The sequence below is a fragment of the Frankia alni ACN14a genome, from assembly GCF_000058485.1.
GTDB lineage: Bacteria > Actinomycetota > Actinomycetes > Frankiales > Frankiaceae > Frankia > Frankia alni.
In genome coordinates this window covers 4,018,612-4,037,680 of sequence record NC_008278.1, presented here as the reverse complement: position 1 = coordinate 4,037,680, position 19,069 = coordinate 4,018,612, and the positions used below count along the sequence as shown (strand labels likewise).

Annotated in this window: 17 protein-coding genes; 9 read left to right on the top strand and 8 right to left on the bottom strand. The window is 75.2% G+C overall.

What is annotated here, in order from left to right; genetic code table 11:
* Positions 1-9 precede the first annotated feature (9 nt).
* Positions 10-1,257, top strand: coding sequence for an ABC transporter ATP-binding protein (locus FRAAL_RS16460; RefSeq protein ID WP_011604900.1), 1,248 nt, complete (start codon positions 10-12; stop codon positions 1,255-1,257).
* A gap of 88 nt (positions 1,258-1,345) precedes the next feature.
* On the opposite strand, the gene FRAAL_RS16455 is transcribed toward FRAAL_RS16460, so the two are convergent.
* Positions 1,346-1,789 (bottom strand): Lrp/AsnC family transcriptional regulator, encoded by a 444-nt coding sequence (locus FRAAL_RS16455; RefSeq protein WP_009738598.1) that lies wholly within the window; start codon positions 1,787-1,789, stop codon positions 1,346-1,348.
* A gap of 204 nt (positions 1,790-1,993) precedes the next feature.
* Between FRAAL_RS16455 and FRAAL_RS16450 the strand changes: the two genes are divergently transcribed.
* From FRAAL_RS16450 to FRAAL_RS16425, 6 genes are all read left to right on the top strand, one after another.
* Positions 1,994-3,160 carry a 5'-3' exonuclease gene (locus FRAAL_RS16450; protein WP_050997145.1) on the top strand — a complete coding sequence of 389 codons (1,167 nt, stop codon included), beginning with the start codon at positions 1,994-1,996 and terminating at the stop codon, positions 3,158-3,160.
* Positions 3,161-3,744: 584 nt separating this feature from the next.
* Complete coding sequence (locus FRAAL_RS16445; protein ID WP_041940628.1) at positions 3,745-6,099, top strand: SDR family oxidoreductase; 2,355 nt, start codon at positions 3,745-3,747, stop codon at positions 6,097-6,099.
* Positions 6,096-7,283, top strand: coding sequence for a zinc-dependent alcohol dehydrogenase (locus FRAAL_RS16440; RefSeq protein ID WP_041940627.1), 1,188 nt, complete (start codon positions 6,096-6,098; stop codon positions 7,281-7,283). Before FRAAL_RS16445 ends, FRAAL_RS16440 begins: the two co-directional genes overlap by 4 nt.
* 124 nt (positions 7,284-7,407) lie before the next feature.
* Positions 7,408-8,994: a lactate racemase domain-containing protein gene (locus FRAAL_RS16435; RefSeq protein ID WP_231861033.1), complete on the top strand. Its 1,587-nt coding sequence runs from the start codon at positions 7,408-7,410 to the stop codon at positions 8,992-8,994.
* A gap of 121 nt (positions 8,995-9,115) precedes the next feature.
* Positions 9,116-10,387, top strand: coding sequence for a lysophospholipid acyltransferase family protein (locus FRAAL_RS16430; protein ID WP_041940625.1), 1,272 nt, complete (start codon positions 9,116-9,118; stop codon positions 10,385-10,387).
* Between the two features lie 5 nt (positions 10,388-10,392).
* Entirely contained in the window at positions 10,393-10,956 is a 564-nt protein-coding gene (locus FRAAL_RS16425; RefSeq protein ID WP_011604894.1) for a GrpB family protein, read from the top strand.
* Positions 10,957-11,180: 224 nt separating this feature from the next.
* Here FRAAL_RS16425 and FRAAL_RS16420 read toward each other — a convergent pair whose 3' ends face one another.
* Together FRAAL_RS16420 and FRAAL_RS16415 are read right to left on the bottom strand one after the other, a co-directional pair.
* Positions 11,181-11,720, bottom strand: coding sequence for a TM2 domain-containing protein (locus FRAAL_RS16420; protein ID WP_041939389.1), 540 nt, complete (start codon positions 11,718-11,720; stop codon positions 11,181-11,183).
* A gap of 127 nt (positions 11,721-11,847) precedes the next feature.
* Entirely contained in the window at positions 11,848-12,705 is an 858-nt protein-coding gene (locus FRAAL_RS16415; RefSeq protein WP_083866817.1) for a phosphotransferase, read from the bottom strand.
* A gap of 338 nt (positions 12,706-13,043) precedes the next feature.
* Between FRAAL_RS16415 and FRAAL_RS16410 the strand changes: the two genes are divergently transcribed.
* Positions 13,044-13,763, top strand: a complete 720-nt coding sequence (locus FRAAL_RS16410; protein WP_041939388.1) for a hypothetical protein — start codon at positions 13,044-13,046, stop codon at positions 13,761-13,763.
* Between the two features lie 224 nt (positions 13,764-13,987).
* Positions 13,988-14,413: a PPOX class F420-dependent oxidoreductase gene (locus FRAAL_RS16405; RefSeq protein WP_011604890.1), complete on the top strand. Its 426-nt coding sequence runs from the start codon at positions 13,988-13,990 to the stop codon at positions 14,411-14,413.
* 40 nt (positions 14,414-14,453) lie between these two features.
* Here FRAAL_RS16405 and FRAAL_RS16400 read toward each other — a convergent pair whose 3' ends face one another.
* The 5 genes from FRAAL_RS16400 to FRAAL_RS16380 all read right to left on the bottom strand — a co-directional run bounded on the left by FRAAL_RS16400 (position 14,454) and on the right by FRAAL_RS16380 (position 19,004).
* Positions 14,454-15,407, bottom strand: a complete 954-nt coding sequence (locus FRAAL_RS16400; protein WP_041940623.1) for a hypothetical protein — start codon at positions 15,405-15,407, stop codon at positions 14,454-14,456.
* 684 nt (positions 15,408-16,091) lie between these two features.
* The gene (locus FRAAL_RS16395) at positions 16,092-16,862 is read right to left on the bottom strand and encodes an FMN-binding negative transcriptional regulator (protein WP_011604887.1); all 771 of its coding nucleotides are present in this window, start codon (positions 16,860-16,862) and stop codon (positions 16,092-16,094) included.
* A 182-nt stretch (positions 16,863-17,044) separates the two neighbouring features.
* The gene (locus FRAAL_RS16390) at positions 17,045-17,737 is read right to left on the bottom strand and encodes a hypothetical protein (RefSeq protein WP_011604886.1); all 693 of its coding nucleotides are present in this window, start codon (positions 17,735-17,737) and stop codon (positions 17,045-17,047) included.
* Positions 17,734-18,630, bottom strand: a complete 897-nt coding sequence (locus FRAAL_RS16385; protein ID WP_011604885.1) for an ABC transporter ATP-binding protein — start codon at positions 18,628-18,630, stop codon at positions 17,734-17,736. The genes FRAAL_RS16390 and FRAAL_RS16385 overlap by 4 nt, the downstream gene beginning before the upstream one ends.
* Positions 18,627-19,004, bottom strand: a complete 378-nt coding sequence (locus FRAAL_RS16380) for a GntR family transcriptional regulator (protein WP_011604884.1) — start codon at positions 19,002-19,004, stop codon at positions 18,627-18,629. The genes FRAAL_RS16385 and FRAAL_RS16380 overlap by 4 nt, the downstream gene beginning before the upstream one ends.
* Positions 19,005-19,069: the final 65 nt, after the last annotated feature.

The following is a 19,069-nucleotide window of genomic DNA, read 5'->3' as shown; positions in this document are numbered from 1 at the left end:
CGGGCGGTCATGGCGGAGGTCGAGCTGGCGCATGTGAGCAAGTGGTTCGCCGACGGGCAGGTGGCGGTCGACGATGTGAGTCTGCGGGTCGCCGACGGGGAGTTGCTGATCCTGGTGGGGCCGTCGGGGTGCGGGAAGTCGACGACGCTGAACATGATCGCCGGGTTGGAGGACATCAGCGACGGGGAGCTGCGGATCGGGGGTCGGGTCGTCAACGGGCTGGGGCCGGCCGAGCGGGATGTCGCGATGGTGTTCCAGAGTTACGCGCTGTATCCGCATATGACGGTGCGGCGTAACATCGGGTTTCCGTTGTCGTTGGCGAAGGTGCCGCGGGCGCGGATCGAGCAGCGGGTCCGCGAGGTGGCGGAGCTGCTGGATCTGACGCCGTGGTTGGACCGTAAGCCGGGGATGCTGTCGGGGGGTCAGCGTCAGCGGGTGGCGATGGGGCGGGCGATCGTGCGGTCGCCGGCGGTGTTCCTGATGGACGAGCCGTTGTCGAACCTGGATGCGACGCTGCGGGTGGCGACGCGGACGCAGGTGGCGCGGCTGCAGCGGCGGCTGGGTACGACGATGGTGTACGTCACGCATGATCAGGTCGAGGCGATGACGCTCGGGGATCGGGTGGCGGTGCTGCGGGCGGGGCGGGTGCAGCAGGTCGCGGCGCCGGTGGAGCTCTACGAGCGGCCGGTGAACCTGTTCGTGGCCGGGTTCATCGGTTCCCCGGCGATGAACTTCCTGCCGGCGTCGGTGGAGGGCGATGTGCTGCGCTCGCCGTTGGGCGCGGTGGCGCTGGACGATCGGCTGCGTCGGGCGTTGTCCGCCGGTGCGGCGCGGCCGGCGGCGGTGGATGTGGGTGGGGAGGGTGCGGTGGGGTCGGCGCCGCCGGCCGCGGGGGCGGGGGGTGCGTCGCTGGTGCTCGGGATCCGTCCGGAGCATTTCGAGGACGTCGCGGTCGTCGGGGCCGATCGGCCCGGCGGTCGGGTGAGCGTGGTCGCAGAGGTGGTGGAGTCGGTCGGGTCGGACAAGTACGTCTACGCTGCGCTGCCCGTGGGGTCGGGGCAGGCCGCCGGTCTCGCCCGGGTGCTACGCGAGGCCGGCGCCGCCCTTGTGCCCGGCGTCGGGGAGCAGGTCGTGGCGCGCCTGGCGGCGGCGAGCACGGCGGTGCGCGGGGCGCAGGTCGAGCTGTGGTTCGACCCGGGGCGGCTGCACCTGTTCGATGCGGCCACCGGCGTCGCGCTCACCGGCCGTCCCGACTGACCGGCTGACCGGCATCCCCCGACCTGAGGTCCTGCTTATCCAGAGGGCTTCGTGCCCGATTTATCCCTCTGGATAAGCGGGCGCCGCGCTACAGGGCGGGGGGGCGGCCCTCGTAGGGGGTGGAGAGCACGACCATGGTGCGGGTGGACACGTTGGCCGCGGCGCGGATGCGCTGGAGCAGGACCTCCAGGTCGCCGGGGCTGGCGACGCGCACCTTGAGCAGGTAGCTTTCCTCCCCGGCGACGCTGTGACAGGCCTCGATCTCGACGATGTGGGCGAGCCGGTCGGCGGCGTCGTCGGGTTGGCTCGGGTCGATCGGGGTGATCGAGACGAAGGCGGTCAGGGGCAGACCCACCTGGGAGGGGTCGACCAGCGCCGTGTAGGACGTGATCACTCCACGTTGTTCCAGGCGTCGTACGCGCTGATGGACGGCGGAGACCGACAGGCCGGTGGCCCGGCCGAGGTCGGTGAAGCTCATGCGCCCATCTCGGCACAGCATCTGCACGATTCGACGGTCGAGATCTTCCAGCACGATCCGGAGCGTACGCAGGTCGGCGCGGGGCGAGGGAGCTGTTTCTGGTCCGTTGCCTGGTCCCGGTGGGACAGCCGGTACGGTCGGGATCAGGTGTGGGTGGGGCGCGGTGGCGCGGCGCTGCCGTCGTGATGGTGGTGATACGGCCGTCGGGCGGCGTGGGGCGGCGCGGACGGTGGGGGGCTGGACGGTAGGGGGTCGGTGATGGCGGGAGGCCCGGCGGTGGATCCGGTGGCGACCGGCGCGGCGCGTGCGCCGGGCGGCGGGTTGCTGCTTGCCGACGCCCCGTCGTTGTACTTCCGGGCGTTCTACGGGGTGCCGCGGTCGGTGCGGGCGCCGGACGGGACGCCGGTCAACGCGGTGCGGGGTCTGCTCGACGTGCTGGCCCGTCAGATCGTCGAGGTTCGCCCGCGGGGGCTGGTGGCCTGCTTCGACGCCGACTGGCGTCCGGCGTTCCGGGTGGCGCTGCTGGCGTCGTACAAAGCGCACCGGGTGGCTGTGCCCGCCGGGCGGGCCGGCGTCTCGGCGCCTGGTGGCGCCGTGGTCGGGGACGCGGCGGCGGGCCGGGTGGGGGCGGGCGGAGACGGTGCGGCGGGCGGGGAGGTCGAGGAGGTCGCCGACGAGCTGACCGTCCAGCTTCCGATCATCGATGCGGTGCTGGACGCGTTCGGGATCGCGCGGGCGGCCGCGGCGGGTTTCGAGGCCGACGATGTCATCGCCACCCTCGCGACCCGCCACGGCGGCGGCGCTCGGGGCGGTGGGGTGGACATCCTCACCGGGGACCGGGATCTGTTCCAGCTCGTCGACGACGCCGCCGGGGTGCGGGTGCGGTACGCGGTGGAGAAGTTCGCCGTGGTCGACGAGGCGTCGGTGCGCGCCCGCTACGACATCCCGGGGCGGGCCTACGCCGATTTCGCGGTGCTGCGCGGCGATCCCAGCGACGGGCTGCCCGGCGTCGCCGGGATCGGCGCGAAGACCGCGGCGGCGCTGTTGAACCGGTTCGGGTCGCTGGCGGCGATCCTCGCCGCGCTCGACACGCCACCGCCGGCGGCCGCTCCCCCGACTCCCCCGGCTTCGACTCCCCCGGCTTCGGTTGCTTCTGCTGCGGTGGCGCCGGGTGGGCGGGGTGGCGGGCAGGTGCAGGGGGTGCCGGTGGCGGCGCGGCGGCGGCTGCTGGCCGCCCGTGACTATCTCGACGCCGCGGTCGGGGTGGTCGCGGTGGTGCGTGACTGCGACGTCGGCGACGTCGACGGGCGGCTGCCGGTCAGCCCGGCCGATCCGCAGGCGGTGCTGGCGCTGAGCGAACGGTGGGGGCTGGCGGGGCCGTGCACGCGGCTGGTGTCCGCCCTGGGCGCGGTCGCCGCCGGCTGAGCGGACGCCCACCCGCTGAGCGGGCGCCCACCCGTTGAGCGGGCGCCCACCCGCTGAGCGGGCGCCCACCCGCTGAGCGGGCGCCCACCCGTTGAGCGGGCGCCCACCCGTTGAGCGGGCGCCCACCCGTTGAGCGGGCGCCCACCCGTTGAGCGGGCGCCCACCCGTTGAGCGGGCGGTCACCCGCCGCGCCGGGGCGGGGCGTCGGCCCCTGTCTCGGGTCCCCGGGCCGCGGCGGGTCGTCTTCTCTGCTGCGGGTCGGCTGCCCCCGTTCGGGGGGTCCACGGGGGTACCCCCACCGTGGGGTGGCCCGGTGGTGGCCCCGCGCTGGGGAAGCAGACGGGTGGGGTGGTTGTCCACTCGGCTGGCCGGATCGTGGGGCTGCCCGTCACCGCGCAGAGGTGCGGACGGTAGGTTTCCCTGCGTACCGCGGCCTGGGCACGCACCCGTGATGAGCAGGTTGGCGCCGCGGGGGCGAGGCGTCGCCTAGGGTTGCCCACCGGATGTGCACCCGCCCATCCGGACTTACGGCGGGTGCGGGTACCCGGATGAGGGTGTCGGCGGTGACGGCAGCGGAGGTCAGGGTGGGGCTGCGCGAGCGGCTCGCGGGTAGGCGGGTGTTCGTGACCGGGGTGACCGGGTTCATGGGCGAGGCGCTGCTGGAACGGTTGCTGTCGGACTTCCCCGACACCTCGGTGGTGGCGCTGGTGCGGCCGCGGGGCAGTCACACGGGGGTGGCGCGGCTGGCGCGGATGACGCGCAAGCCGGCGTTTCGCCAGCTGCGTGAGCGGCTCGGGGCGGCGGGGCTCGCCGAGCTGGTGGCGCGCCGCGTCGAGGTCGTCGAGGGTGACCTGTCGCGGCTGCCGGCGTTGCCCGGCGACATCGACGTCGTCATCCACTGTGCCGGGGAGGTGTCGTTCGACCCGCCGATCGACGACGGGTTCCGGATCAACGTCGGCGGGCTGCAGGAGCTGCTGCGGGCGTTGGCCGCGGCGGGGGCGCGTCCGCATCTGGTGCACGTGTCGACGGCGTATGTGGCGGGGTTGCGTTCGGGGCACATCGCCGAGGGTCCGCTGGTCCATGACGTGGACTGGCGGGTGGAGCAGGATTCGGCGTCGCGGGTGCGTCAGCAGACCGAGGACGCCTCGCGCTCGCCGGAGAACTCGGCGCGTTTTCGCACGCAGGCGCAGCGGCGCTTCGCCGCGGCCGGGGCGCAGACGGTGTCGGCGGAGGCGGAGAAGCTGCGCCGGGCGTGGGTGGCGCGCCGGCTGGTCGAGGCCGGTGGGCAGCGGGCGCAGGTGCTGGGCTGGACCGATGCGTACACGTTCACCAAGGCGTTGGGGGAACGGTTCCTGGAGGAGCATCACGGCGCGTTGCCGTTGACGATCCTGCGGCCCTCGATCATCGAAAGTGCGTTGGCGCGGCCGTTCCCCGGGTGGATCGAGGGGTTCAAGATGGCCGAGCCGCTGATCCTGGCCTACGGCCGCGGGGAGCTGCCGGACTTCCCCGCCTCCCCGGACGCGGTCGTCGACATCATCCCGGTGGACCTGGTCGTCAACGCGACGCTGGCCGCGGCGGCCACGGTGCCGCCGGTGGAGCGGCCGGCCTACTACACGGTGTGTTCGGGGTTTCGTAACCCGCTGCTGTTCCGTGATCTGTACGCCCATGTGCGGGAGTACTTCCTGGCCGATCCGCTGCCGCAGCGGGGCCGGGGGGCGATCGCGGTGCCGTCGTGGCCGTTTGCGGGGGCGGCGGCGGTGGAGGCGCGGCTGCGTCATTCCGAGCGGCTGGTGGGGTTGGCCGGGCGGGCGTTGGCGCAGGTCCCGGCGTCGGCGCGGACGCGGGCGTTGGCCGGGGAGCTGGAACGGGCGCAGAGCCGGGTGGCGTTCCTGCGCCGCTATTCGGATGTGTACCGGGCGTACACGAAGGCGGAGCTGGTCTACGTCGACGATGCGACGGCGGCGTTGCACGCGGCGTTGGATCCGGCCGACCAGGTGGAGTTCGGGTTCGACCCGGCGTGTTTCGACTGGCGGCACTACCTGCAGCAGGTGCACTGCCCGGCGGTGACGGCGGTGCTGCGTCGTCCGCGTGAGGCCGCGCCGCGCCGGCGGCTGTCGGGGCATCTGGCTGCCGGCGACGGGGTGCTGGCGGTGTTCGACCTCGACGGTGCGGTGGCGAGCGCGACGGTGATCGAGTCGTATCTGTGGATGCGGTTGGCCGACGCCGGGCCGCGGCGGCGGGCCCGGGAGCTGGCGGGGCTGGCGGCGGCGCTGCCGGGGTATGTGCGCGCGGAGCGCCGTGACCGGGGGCATCTGATGCGCGCGGTGTATGCCCGTTATGCGGGGGCCGATCCGGAGGAGCTGGAGCGGCTGGTCGCCGAGGTGGCCGGGGACATTCTGCTGCGGCGGGTGAAGCCGGCGGGGATTCGCCGCGTGCGGGAGCATCGGGCGGCGGGGCATCGCACGGTGCTGCTGACCGGGGCGGTGGAGGTGCTGACCCGGCCGTTCGCGCCGCTGTTCGACGAGATCGTCGCGGCCCGGCTGGAGGTGGGCGGCGATGGGCTGCTCACCGGCCGGTTGGCGTCCTCGCCGCTGGTCGGGGATGCGCGTGCGGCGTATCTGGGCCATCATGCGCGCAGCACGGGGGCGGATCTGGCCGCGTCGTGGGCGTATGCGGACAGTCAGTCGGATCTGCCGTTGTTGCGCGCGGTGGGTAATCCGGTGGCGGTGAACCCGGATGTGGCGTTGCACCAGGTGGCGCGCGGTGCGGGCTGGCCGATCGAGGAGTGGGCGGCGGCGGCGGGGGAACCGCGGCTGGTGGTGGGCAGTCGGGTGGAGCGGGGCTGGCAGGCCGCGGCGACGCGGGCCCGTGCCGCCGTCGGTGCTGGCGGTGCCGTCGGTGCTGGCGGTGGCGTGGGCGGTGCGGGGGGTGGGTGGTGACGCGCGGGTTGGAGCTGTATGACTCCCCGGCGCGCCACGTCGCCGCCCGGCTGGTCGCCCAGGCGGGTGCCGGGGCGCTGGGCGGGCTGGGGCGGGCGGTGCCGTTGCGGTATGTGGACCGTGATGATCCGCGGCCGCCGGATGAGCGCTGGGTGCGGGTGCGGCCGTCGCTGGCGGGGATCGGCGGGGCGGATCTGGCGCTGGTGACCGGTCGGGCGTCGGCGTATCTGACGGCGGTGGTCGGGTTGCCGTTCGTGCCGGGACGGGAGGTCGTCGGCCGGGTGGAGCAGCAGGTGGCCCTTCCCGACGGCCGGGTGCTGGCCGCGGGTGCCCGGGTCGTCGTCGATCCGGTGGCGCCGCCGGCCGGATCCGTGTCGCTGTCGGGGGCAGGTTCGCCGTCCGAGGCGGGGGCGGGCGTGGGGGCGCGGGCGGCTGAGGTCGGGGTCGGTGGCGGCGGATGGAGCCGGGTCACGCTGGCCCATCGTGGTCAGCTGCACGCGGTGCCCGAGGGTCTGCCCGACGAGCGTGCGGTGCTCCTCGACGCGCTGGCTCGCGCCGTGCACGCCGCCGATCGGGCCCGGGTGGCGCCCGGGGCGCGGGTGCTGGTCGTCGGCGCGGGGGCGGTCGGGTTGTGCACGGTGCTGGCGTTGCGGGCGTTCACCGACGCCGGGTCGGTGGCCGTCGTGGCGCGTCATCCGCGTCAGGCGCAGGTGGCCGGCCGGTTCGGCGCGGACGCGGTGTTCGACCCGGCCGGGGCGGTCGCCGGGGTGCGCCGCGGCACGCATGCGCTGCGGGTGACCCCGTCGTCGGGCGGGTCGTTCCTGCTCGGCGGGGTGGATGTGGCGGTGGACGCGGCGGGCAGCGCCCAGGCGCTGGCGACGGCGCTGCGCACGACCCGGGCGGGTGGGCGGGTGGTGGTGGCCGGTACCCCGTCGGACCGGGTGGATCTGACGCCGCTGTGGGCGCGGGGGCTGGAGCTGGTCGGGGCGGCGCGGACCAGCGCCGATCCGGGGGCGGGCGACGTGCTGGCGCGGGCGTGGGAGCTGGCCGCGACCGCGCCGCTGGACGGGCTGGTCACCGGTGGTTATCCGCTGACCCGGTGGCGTGACGCGCTGGCCCATGCGTGGGACGCGGGGCGCCTCGGTGCGGTGCGGGTGGCGTTCGATCCGGCGGCGCCGTCATGACCGCGGCCGGGCGGACGCCCAGGGCCGGGATGCCCGGGATGATCGGGATGGCGGGGGCGGCGGGGGTGGACTGGGCGCACGCAGGGTGTGGCTCATCGGGGCGGACGTGGAGAGGATCGCGACAGTGAGACCGGGGTTCGTGCTCGAGGTCGACGAGCGGACTCCCCCGCTGCTGGTCCATTCCGGCGCCGGGGTGCTGCTGGAACGGTTCCCGCTGGGCACGCGGGTGGTGTATCCGCCGCAGCCGCGCCCGGGGGTCGGTGACGTCGACGCGGCGATCGGCGCGGCGCTGGCCGAGCCGGTGGGCAGCGCGCCGCTGTCGGCGCTGCTGCGCCCGGGGATGCGTCTGGCGATCAGCGTGGACGATCTGCGTACTCCGCAGCCGCGGGTGCGGGGGGTGGACGTACGCGGGCGGATCCTGGAGCAGGTGCTGACCGTGGCGGCGGCGGCCGGTGTCGACGAGGTGACGCTGGTGGTGGCCAACGGGCTGCACCGGCGTCTGGGTGCCGCCGAGGTGGCGGGGATCGTCGGGGAGCGGGTGTTCCGGTCGTTCTGGCCGACGCAGCTGGCCTGCCACGACGCCGAGGACGCGGCGAACCTCGTCGAGGTCGGTCGCAGCGACGCCGGCGAGCCGGTCGAGGTCGCTCGGGCGGTGGCCGAGGCCGATCTGCTCGTCGCCGTCGGGATCGTGCAGGGCCCCGGGCAGGGTGGGCTCGGTGCGCTGGTCGAGGGGTTGTCGTCGTATGCGTCGCTGCGCGCGGTGCATGCGGTGGCGGCGGTGACGCAGGCCGCCGCGGCGGGTGCGGGCGGCGGCGGGACGGTGGACGGCGCAGTCGTGCAGGGCGCGGCGGCGCAGCGGGTGGGGGCGGTGCTGGGCGCGGCGGTGCCGGTGTTCGCGGTCACGGCGACGGTGAACGCCGCGCTCGGGCCGGCGCCGTTTCTGACCCGCCGGGAGTGGGAATGGTCGCCGGCTGATTCGGCGTTGGCGTTCGGGGTGGGCCGGGGCCTGGAGCTGCTCGGGGGGCGGGGGCGGGCGCGGGTGCTGCGCGATCTGGCCGCCGACTATGCGATCACCTCGGTGACGGCCGGTGCGCCGCAGGCGGTGGCGGTGGCGGCGTGGGAGGCGCTCGACGCCCAGCAGCGGGTCGACGTCGACGGGCAGAGCGACGTCGTCGTCGTGGGGCTGCCCCCGTTCGGGGCGTATCAGGGTGGGGCGCCGGCGGATCCGGTGCTCGCCGCGCACGGTGCGCTCGGCGACGTCTTCGCCCGCCATCGGGGGCGGCCCGTCGTCCGGGAGAACGGAGCGATGATCGTCTACCATCCGGTGGCGGCGCGGTTCTCCCAGTTGCATCAGCCGTCGTATGTGGATTTCTACGAGGAGGTGCTCGCCGAGTCGAGTGATCCGGCGACGATCGAGGCGAAGTTCGAGCGGCAGTACGCCACGGACCCGTGGTATGCGTCGTTGTACCGGACGTCGCTGGCGCATCACGGGGTGCATCCGTTCCACCGCTGGTATGAGACGGCGCCGGCGCGGGCGCATCTGGCCGAGGTGGTCTTCGTGGGTGGGGATCGGGCGGCGTGCGCGCGGCTGGGGTACCGGGCGGCGTCGACGTTGGCGGATGCGTTGGAGATCGTGGCGGGTGCGGTGGGCCGCGACCCGTCGATCACCTATCTGCACAGCCCGCCGCAGCTCATCGCCGACGTGCGGTGAGCGGCACCGCGGCGAGGCACGCGGGGTGCGGTGCGCCGGCGGGGGCCGCGCGGCGGCCGGTTGCGGGTCGTGGTGGATGGACCGGTAGGACGAGGGTGCTCGGGACGGATGGGTGATCGGGATGGGTAGGCCGCGACGGGGTGTGGGGCTGCGCGAGGCCGCGCGGGGTGTTCGTCGGGGTGGCCCGCCGTGGGCGCCGGTCGGGGACGCGGGCCGCGCGGCGCGTCCGGCGTCGCGGGAGTTCCCCACGGGGTGGGCGCGCAGTGGTGCGGCGCGCACGACGCGGGCGGCGTTCCTCAGCGGGGTGATGAATCCGTTGCTGCACGCCTCGCTGACCGCGCACGCGCATGGCGCGGAGGTGTTCGACGAGGTCCGCGACACCCCGGTGATCATCGTGTCGAACCACACCAGTCATCTCGACGCGCCCATGCTGCTGTGTGCGCTGCCCGGGCGGGTGCGTGCGCGGACCGCGGTGACGGCGGCGGCGGACTACTTCTTCGACAGTGTGTGGCGGGGGGCGTCCAGCGCGTTGGCGTTCGCCACGGTGCCGATCGATCGCAGCGGTGGGGCGCCGTCGTCGACGCCGATGGATCTGTTGCGCGACGGCTGGAACCTGGTGATCTTCCCGGAGGGGACGCGGTCGCGGGACGGGGCGCGGGGCCGGTTCCGGCTGGGCGCGGCCTATCTGGCGATCAACGCCGGGGTGCCGGTGGTGCCGGTGGGGGTGCGGGGGGCGTTCGCGGCGATGCCGCGGGGGCGGTCGTGGCCGCTGCCGGGCCGCCCGCAGGTGACGGTGCGCTTCGGTCGGCCGTTGCGTCCGCTGCCCGGTGAGGATGTGCGGACGTTCACCGCCCGGCTGGCCGCCGAGGTCGACCGGCTGTGCGCCGAGGATGCCACCAGCTGGTGGGACGCCACCCGGGCGGCACTGGCCGAGCAGCCCGGTGACTCCCTCGGTTCGCCCTGCGGCTCCCTCGCCTCACCCGCGTCCGCCTCGATCCCGCCGGTCGCCGAGACTGCCGCCCCGGCCGGCGCGGAGACGACCGGGACGACCGAGTCGGCTGGGACGACCGAGGCGGCCGGGACGGCCGAGGCGGCCGGGACGGCCGAGGCGGCCGGCGCCGCGGACGCGCCGGGCGGGTCCGGCGCGCCACCGCGCCAGCCGACCGCGGCCGACCGTGAGGGTGCCGACGGGACGGTGACGCCGGCCGTCGGCGAGGCACGCGCCCTGGGCCGCCACCGTCCCCGCGCCGCGGCGCGCAGCGGGACCGGCCCGGTGTCGATCTCCGCGCGGCTGCGCGGCGCCCCGGACACCCCGACGGCGCGCTGGCGACGCATCTGGGCGGCCACCGAACCGCTGCCGCGCAGCACGTCGCGCTCTCCCTGGCGTCGCTGAGCGCCGTGCGCGGGCGGGGGGATGGCACCGACGAGCCGGTCGACCTCGTCGCCCACGACCCGGGATGGGCCGGCCGGTTCGCCGAGCAGCGCGACCGGGTCACCGACATCCTCGGGGATCTGCTCGCCGGCGCGGTGGAGCACATCGGCTCCACCGCGGTGGCGGACCTGCCGGCGAAGCCGGTCGTCGACCTGCTCGCCCCGGTGCACGACCTCGACGCCGCGCGTGGCGCGCTGCCGGCGCTGGCCGTCGACGGCTGGCTGTACTGGCCGCAGGATCCGGCCGGCCGCTACCGCCTGTGGTTGCTGCGCCCCCGTCCGGCCGCGCGCACCCATCACCTGCACGTGCTCGCCGCTGCCGATCCGCACGCTCGCGCGCTGCTCGCCTTCCGCGACGCGCTGCGCGCCGACGCGGACCTGCGCGGGCGGTACGCCCGGCTCAAACAGCGCCTGGCCATGGCGCACCGCGACAACCGCAACGCCTACACCAACGCCAAGGGCGCCTTCGTCGACGAGGCGCTGCGCGGTATCGGTGTCGACCCACCGCCACGCACTGTTCTGCCGGAGTAGACCTCTTTGCAGGGCGGCACGTTTGCAGGGCGGCACGTTGTGCACGGTCTGAGCTGATGGACCGTGCACAACATGCCGCCGAGCAGGGTGACGCCGACGCCACCCGCCTCGTCGAGGCGACCTCGCCCGCGCACCCGCGCCGAGCGGCGCGCACCCGGCCGGCTGACCTGCGCCGCCACCCCGGCCGCGCGCCGGGCCCGACCGCCCGCGGCGGTGGGCGTCGCTCAGGCCCGCGGGTAGCCGATCCTGGTGTTGTAGTCGTTGACCGCCGTCGCCGAGGTGACCATGGCGATTACCCACAGGATGAGCCACACCGGGATGGTGAGGATCAACGTGATGATGAAGAACGACAGCATCCACAGGAACAGGTCGACGACGAGGAGGATGACGCCGGTGGTGGTCCGGCCCGCGTAGAGGTGCCCCGCGCCCAACCACAGGAAGGTCAGCAGCAGCGCGACGGCGACGGACTTCTGCGGGGCGAGCGGCCCCGGGGCGCCGGTGGTGGGGAACGGCTGCGGCGGGCCGATCGGGTAGCCGCCCGGTGGTGGATAGGCGCCGCCGGTGGGCGGATACGCCCCGCCGTAGGGCTGGCCCTGCCAGGGTGCGACCGGCCCGCCGGCCGGCTGGCCGTAGGGGCCGTCGTAGCCGCCCGGCGCGCCGGCGTCCCCGTACGCAGGGTAGGGAGGTTGCGGCTGACCGTAGAAGGGCTGTGGCTGTGGGTCGCCGCCGTCCGGCTGGGCGCGCGGGTCATCCCGTTCCGTCATGCGATCCCCCGATCGTTGGGGCACACTGTAACAGGGTGCTTCGGCTTCGTGAACGGCTTGGTGACAGGCCGCGGCCGGCCTTCCCGCCGCGGCTCCAGCTCCTGCGCACCACCACCCCGGAAGATCATCACCACCCTACGTCGTGATCGATATCCTTTCCGTGTACGTGACCCGGGTTCCGCGCAACCGCGTCACCCTCCCGGCCCCGGTGCCTGCCCCCACCGCCGCCGTCCCCGGGCGGGCGGCGCCCGACGAGCCCGGCCTGCAGGCGGCCGCGATGGGCGGCGACCCAGCGGTGCGCGGCGCGCACCTCCTCGACGGCGCCGGCCTCGCGCAGGCGCAGGGCGCCGGGCTGCCCGGCCCGCGCACCGCGCTCGATGCCGCGCCAGCATCGGTCCTGCCACCACAGGATCGTCGCGATCAGGCGGTCACGGTGACGCAGCCCGTAGGCGTCGCAGATCACCGCGATCCGCCGGATCACCTCGGTCAGGTCGGTCGCCGACGGGCCGAGTCCGAGGAACTGCCAGCAGACGTGGGCGACGTCGTCGATGCGTCGGCCGGGCGCCGCCAGATCCCAGTCCAGCAGTGCCACCGGGCGCAGCGCCCCGGCCACCGGCCGGTAGACGGTGTTGCGCGGCGCCAGGTCGTTGTGGCAGACGACCTCGCCGCCGTGCGCCAGCGCCGTCGACGCGGTCAGGTCGTGGAGCCGGCGAACCAGCTCGGCGAGGCGGGCAAGGCTGTCGTCGGCGGTGACGGCGGCCGGCTGGTCGTCCTGCCAGGCGACATGGCCGGGCAGGTAGGTGAGGATCTCGCGGCCCTGGCCGTCGACGCCGAGCAGCCGCGGCGCTGCCTCGAAGCCGCGGTCCGCCAGCAGGCGAAGGAGACGGTGGACGAACTCGGCGCGGTCCGGCATGCATCGACGCACGGTGTCCCCGATCCGGACGACCGTGTTGACGCGCCCCCCGGGCAGCGGTGTCGCTGTCATGGGCGTGCCAGGGTCATCCGCCCGTCGGTCCGCCCCGTCGGTCCACCGCGTCACCGGTCCTCCGCGTCACCGGTCATCGGCGTGTCCGGGTCATGGGTCCATGCTCGCCGATCCGACCCCCCGTCGCGGGTGGACGGCGCCGAGCGTCGGCGGATCCTCGCCCGACCCGGCGATCTGTGATGTTCATCACACGATGATCGGGATGTGGACAACCCTGTCGACGGGCCGGTGGGTAACTCGACGTGACCCTGTGGATGTCCTGTGGGAAAAGGGTGATCCCGCGCGGCGCGGAGAAGTCAAGGCGTTGCGGTGCGTATCTGGCGCGGTATCACTGAGGCATGGCTCTGCTGCACCTCACCGCCCGGTCCACTCCGTCCGCCCGCCCGCCGGCACCCGCCCGCCAGCCCGAGTCCGCCCGCCCGACGGCGGCGCGATCGACGGCGGCGCGGCCCGTCCAGGTCGGGGCTCCCCCCGCGCCCGGCCGAGCGCACGGCCGTTCGCCCGCCCGGGCGCGGCTGGACAGCGGCCGTCCGGGCGGGCCGGGTCCGGGCCGTGCCGATCCCGACGCTGGCCGGTTCGACGCTGACCGTTCGGAGGCGGGGGGCGCGGGCGGGTCACCGGGGGGGACGGCCGGGCCGGGGGGTGCGACGGCGTCGCTGCCACCGAGTGTGGCCCGGGTTGCCGCACGCACCCGGCTGTCCGCCGAGCTGCTCGCCGCGATCCTGGAGGTCGAACGGCGGACCCGCGCCACCCTGGACGACATCGAACGGGCCGACGCCCTCGCCGAGCGGCTGCTGGTCCGTCGAGGCCGTCGTCTGCGCGCCACCGGTGCGCGTGGCGCGCAGACCGGCGCTGCCCCGGGCACCGCCGTTTCGAGCACGACCGGTCTGGCCGGCAGCGCCCTGGCCGGCAGCGCTCTGCCTGGCGGTGGTCTGCCTGGCGGTGGTCTGCCTCGCGGTGGCTCGGGCCGCAGCGCTGGGACCGCCGCGGACTCGGCGGACTCGTTCGTCGTGGATCCCAGCGGGTCGGGCGAGCAGGCGTACCGGGCGTCGGCCTGAGACGGCCGAAGCCGGGACCGCCCACCGGTCGGGCTCGGCATGCGGGTTGCCGCAGTCGGCGGGCCCGTTGCCGGCAGTCGGCGGGCCCGCTGCCGCAGGTTGTGCGCGCCCCGGCGGCGCCGGGAAGCGTCGAGACCCTCCGGCGACAGGTGCCCTGGGCACCGTGGAGTCCGCGGCGGGCGTGGCCTGGCCGGGCGGCGTCGTGGGCGGCATAGGGTGCCCGTATGGCGACGATGACCGAGGTGCAGTGGCGGGAGTTCGTCTCGGCGGGCACGCGTACCGGCAAGCTCGGCACCGTCCGTGCCGACGGGCGGCCGCATGTGGTGCCGATCTGGTTCCTCCTCGACGGCGGCGACATCGTGTTCAACACCGGGGCGGAGTCGGTGAAGGGCCGGGCGCTGCGGCGCACCGGGGTCGCGACGCTCTGCGTCGACGACGAGCGGCCGCCGTACTCGTTCGTCACCCTGACCGGGCCGGTGGCGCTGTCCGAGGACCTGGCCGAGGTGCGCCACTGGGCCACGCGCATCGCCGCCCGCTACATGGGTGCGCAGCGGGCCGAGGAGTACGGCGCGCGCAACGGCGTGCCCGGCGAGCTGCTCGTGCGCCTGTCCCCCGCCCAGGTCGTCGCCCTCGCCGACGTCGCTGACTGATCCGACCCCGCCGCGCTGACCCGACCCGGCCGGGCTCCCCTCAGGAGGCGCCGGCGGTGCGGGGGGCGCGGTCGACCGGGGGCGAGGAGATCAGCAGCAGGACCTCGTGCACCCGGGTGGCCAGCAGCCGCGACGGGCGGGCGTCGAGGATGGCGACCATCTCGTCGAGGACACCGCCGGCGGTGGCGGGGTCGTGGTTGACCAGCGTGGTGGCCAGCGCGGCCAGCGCCCAGCCGCGTTCGAGGGTGCCCGGGGTGGTGATCGCCACGGCACGCCACGCCGCGGAACGGGCTCCGGGCACCTGCAGCCGGGCCATCGCGTCGGCGACGACGCACGCCTCGCGGACGTCGTCGAAGGCGGGCCAGCCCGGATGACGCAGGCCGCGCACGACCGGGCGGTCGCGCAGGCGGGTCAGCGCGGCGTCGACGCCGGATTCGTCCCCGGCGGCCGCGGCGAGGGTGACCTCGGCGGCCGCGGCCCAGCCGTGCAGGTAGGGATGCTCGACGGCGGCGGCCCGGGCGGCGGCGGCGCGGGCGGCGTCGAGGCGTCCGTCGGCGAAGGCGATCGCGGCGTCCAGGCTGCGGGAGGTGCCGGTGAGCAGCCGGTCGTCGAGCTGGGCGGCGAACTGTTCGGTGAGGGTGGCGAAGCGGCGGGCGGAGGTGTCCGCGCCGGTGTCCGCGGACAGCACCCCCAGGTAGAACGACAGGTAGCCGGCGACGCGGGTCAGCTCGATGTGCACCGCGGGCGACAGCCGCCGCGCCAGGGCGGCCTGCACGCGGCGCCAGTCGCCGACGATCGGGCCGAGCAGGCTGGTGGGGGACACGCTGAGCAGGGTGGTGGCGTAGCGGTAGAGGCGGTCGTCGAACTCGCTGAGTGCGAGCGGGTCGGGGTCGGCGTAGGCGATCTCCCGGGAGATCATCGCCGCGGCGCGGGCGGCGGCGGACAGGCCGAAGCGGTCCGGCACCTGCGCGCCCGGCAGTTCCACCGCGTCCATGCCCTGCATCCCCTCCACCTCCCGGCCGGCGGCGCACACCGCCGGCCGGACCGCCCGTTTTCGCGCCCGCTGTCACGTCCGGGCTGGACCGGGGCCCGGGCGGGCCGGGCGCACCGGCGTCGGCGCGGCCGGCTGCCGCGGCGGCGCGGGCCGCGGGCACGCCCACCCCTGTCCGTCACGTCGTGTCACCGTCGGGTGGTCGTGGGCTGCCGCCCGCCGCGCCCGCCTCGCCCCGGCGGGCCCGCTGCGGGTGCCGGAGCTGGGCTTTGACGTCGGGTACGCGGCGAGCCGTCCACGGCGACGGTCCTACCGGTGTGTAGCCGGATCGGTGGACGACGTGACGGTGGGCACGCTACCGCGCCCCCGGGGGGGTCTGTACAGAGGTTCGACGAACTCCACACCGCCCCCGCGTTGTCCATTCGGGACATTCCTCCTCTTGTAGGTGGAACGTGAGGCGTGTAATGGGCCCTGATGGCCCGATCGGGCCGGGTGCCCCGCTGCCGGGCGGGCCCGTGCCGCGGGCCTGGTCAGGGCGGGCGGGAGTCCGGGTGGGGGGCGCGCCGAGGGCGTCTCGGGGCGTCTCGGGGCCGCGCGGGCCTGCGGGGTCGGCGGGGCGCGGGGGCGGACCCGGCCGCGTGGGCCTACCGGCGGCGGTGGGCGCCCGGCGCCTCCCCCGCGTGGGGGTCACCCGTCGGCGGCCGGCGGCGTCGGCGTGATGGGCGCGTCCTGGGCGTCCTGCGCAGTCGCCTGGCTTGGCTGGATTGACCGGTCTGGCCGGCGTGGCTGGCGTGGCTGGCGTGGCTGGCCTGGCTGGCGTGGCCCGGTGGGCGGGGTCGGGGGGCGGTGGTGGGCGACGGCGTCGGCGGTGGCGTGCTCCCCGCGGGCGCGCAGCCCGGCGAGGATCCCCTCGACGTCGGCGGGCGGGCGGTTCTGGCTGAGTTTCACCGCCGCCTCGACCCGGTCGATGACCACCTCGACGCCGACGACCGCGCGCAGCATCCCGGCGAGGTAGTCGGGTGGGGCGTCGTCGACGGACCAGGGCTCGGCGTGGGCGGCCTCGTGGGTGTCGGTGAGCCGGCGCAGCACGTCGGCGAGCCAGGTGGGGTCGTCGTGCACGCGCAGCCGGCCGTGGACGTGAACCCGGATGTAGTCCCAGGTGGGTACGACGCGGCCGTGCTCGGCCTTGGCCGCATACCAGGACGGGGAGATGTAGGCGTCGGGGCCGCCCACGATGACCAGGGCCGGCCCGTCGCGGCCGGTGCGCCACTGGTCGTTGCCGCGGGCGAGGTGGCCCAGCAGCGCTCCGCGCGGACCCCGGGTGGGGTCCAGGACGAACGGCACGACCGAGGCGAGTGGCCCGGTGTCGGTGACGGTGACGAGGTCGGCCGCCCCGGGGTGCGCGAGGATCTCGGCGATGGTCGCGGCGTCGGCCGAGAAGGGCACCGGTACGTACATCGCAGAAAGCTACCCCGGCTTCGGGCCCCGGGCGAGGCCGGGGAGGCGGCCGGCGTCACCGTCGTGGGCGCAGACGCGCCCGGCGGGAGTGCGGGTGCTGGCGCTGTGCCCGGGTGCCACCGAGACGCCGTTCTTCGACGTCGTCGGGACCCGCGACAGCGCCGTCGGGGCCCCCGGGTTTCTCAGACGGTGACCCGGCGGATCGTGGTGAACCCGCCGGCGAGCAGCGCGGCGGCGAGGACGGCGAGCACCCCGGTGAGACCCACGGCGCTCAGGGCGGTGAAGAAGTCCCCGACACCGGCCCAGGTGTGGGTCCAGGTGACGGCGAGCGCGGCGGCGAGCAGCCCGACCAGGTGCCCGGCGAGGAAGGCGACCAGGCCGGGCAGATTCCAGCGCCGGTACACCAGCCCCCACCACATCCCGTAGACGAACATCAGCACCAGGCCCACGAACGACGTCAGCCAGGTCTGGTACCACGGCCCGGTGAGCAGGTAGGCCAGGTCGAAGAAGTGCAGGGTGACCCCCCAGCCGCCGGTGGCCCGCTCGACGGCCTGCGCCGCGGTGAGGGCGAGGGCGAACACGGCGGCCAGCGCGATCCCCAGCCCGGCGGTCCCCAGGTAGTAGGAGCGGCGGCTGACCCCGAGCGCGAGCCCGAACGGCAGGGAGCGGAAGGTCGCCAGCAGCCCGCCGGCGAACACGTAGATGTAGATCGTGGCCAGCCCGCCGGAGTGGTTGGCATCCGCCGGCAGCTCGGCGGAGACGACGAGGTTCACGGCGAAGCTGAACGCCAGGATCGCCCAGGGCAGCACCAGGTAGAGGAAACGCTGCAGCAGATGGAAGCGGGCGATGGTGAGCATGGTGCGCCCGGTGGTCATGGGCGGCTCTCCTCGGTCGGTTGCTCGGTGGCCAGCGCCGAGGCCTGGACGACGACCTGCTGCAGCGACAGGGGTTCCACCCGCAGGCGCAGCTCGCGGGCGCGCAGGCGGTCGGTGTCGTCGAGGGCCTGCGCGACGACGACGGACTCCTGGGAGGCGATCGTGCGCCGGCCGCGGGTGGGGCGTCCGGCGACGAGGCGCTGCACGGCGGCGCTCGGGCCGCTGACCATCGTCCAGCCGCCGCGGATGTCGTCGGCGGCGCAGTCGAGCACGATCCGTCCGCGGTCGATCATCACCACCCGTTCCAGCAGCCCGGCGACCTCGTCGACGAGGTGGGTGGACAGCAGCATCGTGCGGGGGTGTTCGGCGTACTCGGCGAGCAGCCGGTCGTAGAACAGCTGGCGGGCGACGGCGTCGAGGCCGGCGTAGGGCTCGTCGAACAGGGTGACCTCGGCGCGGGCGGCCAGGCCGATGACGATGCTCAGGGCCGAACGCATGCCCCGGGACAGCCGTTTGATCGGCCGGTCGGTCGGCAGCTCGAACTCGCCGACGAGGGTCTCGGCCAGCTCGGCGCACCAGCCCGGATGCGACCACGACGCCGCCTTCAGCGCGTCGCGGACCCGGATGTCGGGGAAGCTCTGGTCCTCGCGCACGAAGACCATGCGGCGCAGGACGGCGTCGTTCTCGATCGGGTTGGCGCCGAGCACGCGCACCTGCCCGGCGGTGGGCAGCTCGTGGGCGGCGAGGATGCGCAGCAGTGTGGTCTTGCCGGCGCCGTTGCGGCCGACCAGGCCGGTGATGGACGGCCCGTCGACGGTGAGTCCGACATCGTCGAGGGCGAGGTGGTGGCGGTAGCGGCGGGTCAGGCCGCGCACCGAGATCGTGGCGGTCACCGGGCGATGCCTGTCTGGGTGGGGCTGGCCTGGCGGATCAGTGCCACCAGCTCGTCGGGGTCGATGCCGAGCCGGCCGGCCTCGGCGACCAGCGGCTGCACGTAGCGCTCGGCGAACTGGCGGCGGCGCTCGTCGAGCAGCCGCGCCCGGGCGCCGGGCGCGACGAACATGCCGATGCCGCGGCGCTTCTCCAGCAGCCCGTCGTCGGTCAGCACGCCCAGGCCCCTGGCCGCGGTGGCCGGGTTGATCCGGTAGTAGGCGGCCAGCTCGTTGGTCGAGGGCACCCGTGCACCCTCGGCGAGGGTGCCGTCGGCGATCTCCTCGGTGAGTCGTTGGGCGATCTGGGTGAACAGTGGTGTGGCGTCATCGAGCACATTGACTCCCCCATCGTCGGCGACCCATGTTCGTCGGTTAGTTACTTGACTAATGTACCGAGGAA

What these genes read in the sequence shown, in the direction of transcription:
- FRAAL_RS16460 (WP_011604900.1), top strand. Translation starts at nt 10, where the DNA reads ATGGCGGAGGTCGAGCTGGCGCATGTGAGCAAGTGGTTCGCCGACGGG.
- FRAAL_RS16420 (WP_041939389.1), bottom strand. Translation starts at nt 11,720, where the DNA reads ATGACGGAACGGGATGACCCGCGCGCCCAGCCGGACGGCGGCGACCCA.
- FRAAL_RS16410 (WP_041939388.1), top strand. Translation starts at nt 13,044, where the DNA reads ATGGCTCTGCTGCACCTCACCGCCCGGTCCACTCCGTCCGCCCGCCCG.
- FRAAL_RS16400 (WP_041940623.1), bottom strand. Translation starts at nt 15,407, where the DNA reads ATGGACGCGGTGGAACTGCCGGGCGCGCAGGTGCCGGACCGCTTCGGC.
- FRAAL_RS16390 (WP_011604886.1), bottom strand. Translation starts at nt 17,737, where the DNA reads ATGACCACCGGGCGCACCATGCTCACCATCGCCCGCTTCCATCTGCTG.
- FRAAL_RS16415 (WP_083866817.1), bottom strand. Translation starts at nt 12,705, where the DNA reads ATGACAGCGACACCGCTGCCCGGGGGGCGCGTCAACACGGTCGTCCGG.
- FRAAL_RS16405 (WP_011604890.1), top strand. Translation starts at nt 13,988, where the DNA reads ATGGCGACGATGACCGAGGTGCAGTGGCGGGAGTTCGTCTCGGCGGGC.
- FRAAL_RS16450 (WP_050997145.1), top strand. Translation starts at nt 1,994, where the DNA reads ATGGCGGGAGGCCCGGCGGTGGATCCGGTGGCGACCGGCGCGGCGCGT.
- FRAAL_RS16395 (WP_011604887.1), bottom strand. Translation starts at nt 16,862, where the DNA reads ATGTACGTACCGGTGCCCTTCTCGGCCGACGCCGCGACCATCGCCGAG.
- FRAAL_RS16430 (WP_041940625.1), top strand. Translation starts at nt 9,116, where the DNA reads ATGGGTAGGCCGCGACGGGGTGTGGGGCTGCGCGAGGCCGCGCGGGGT.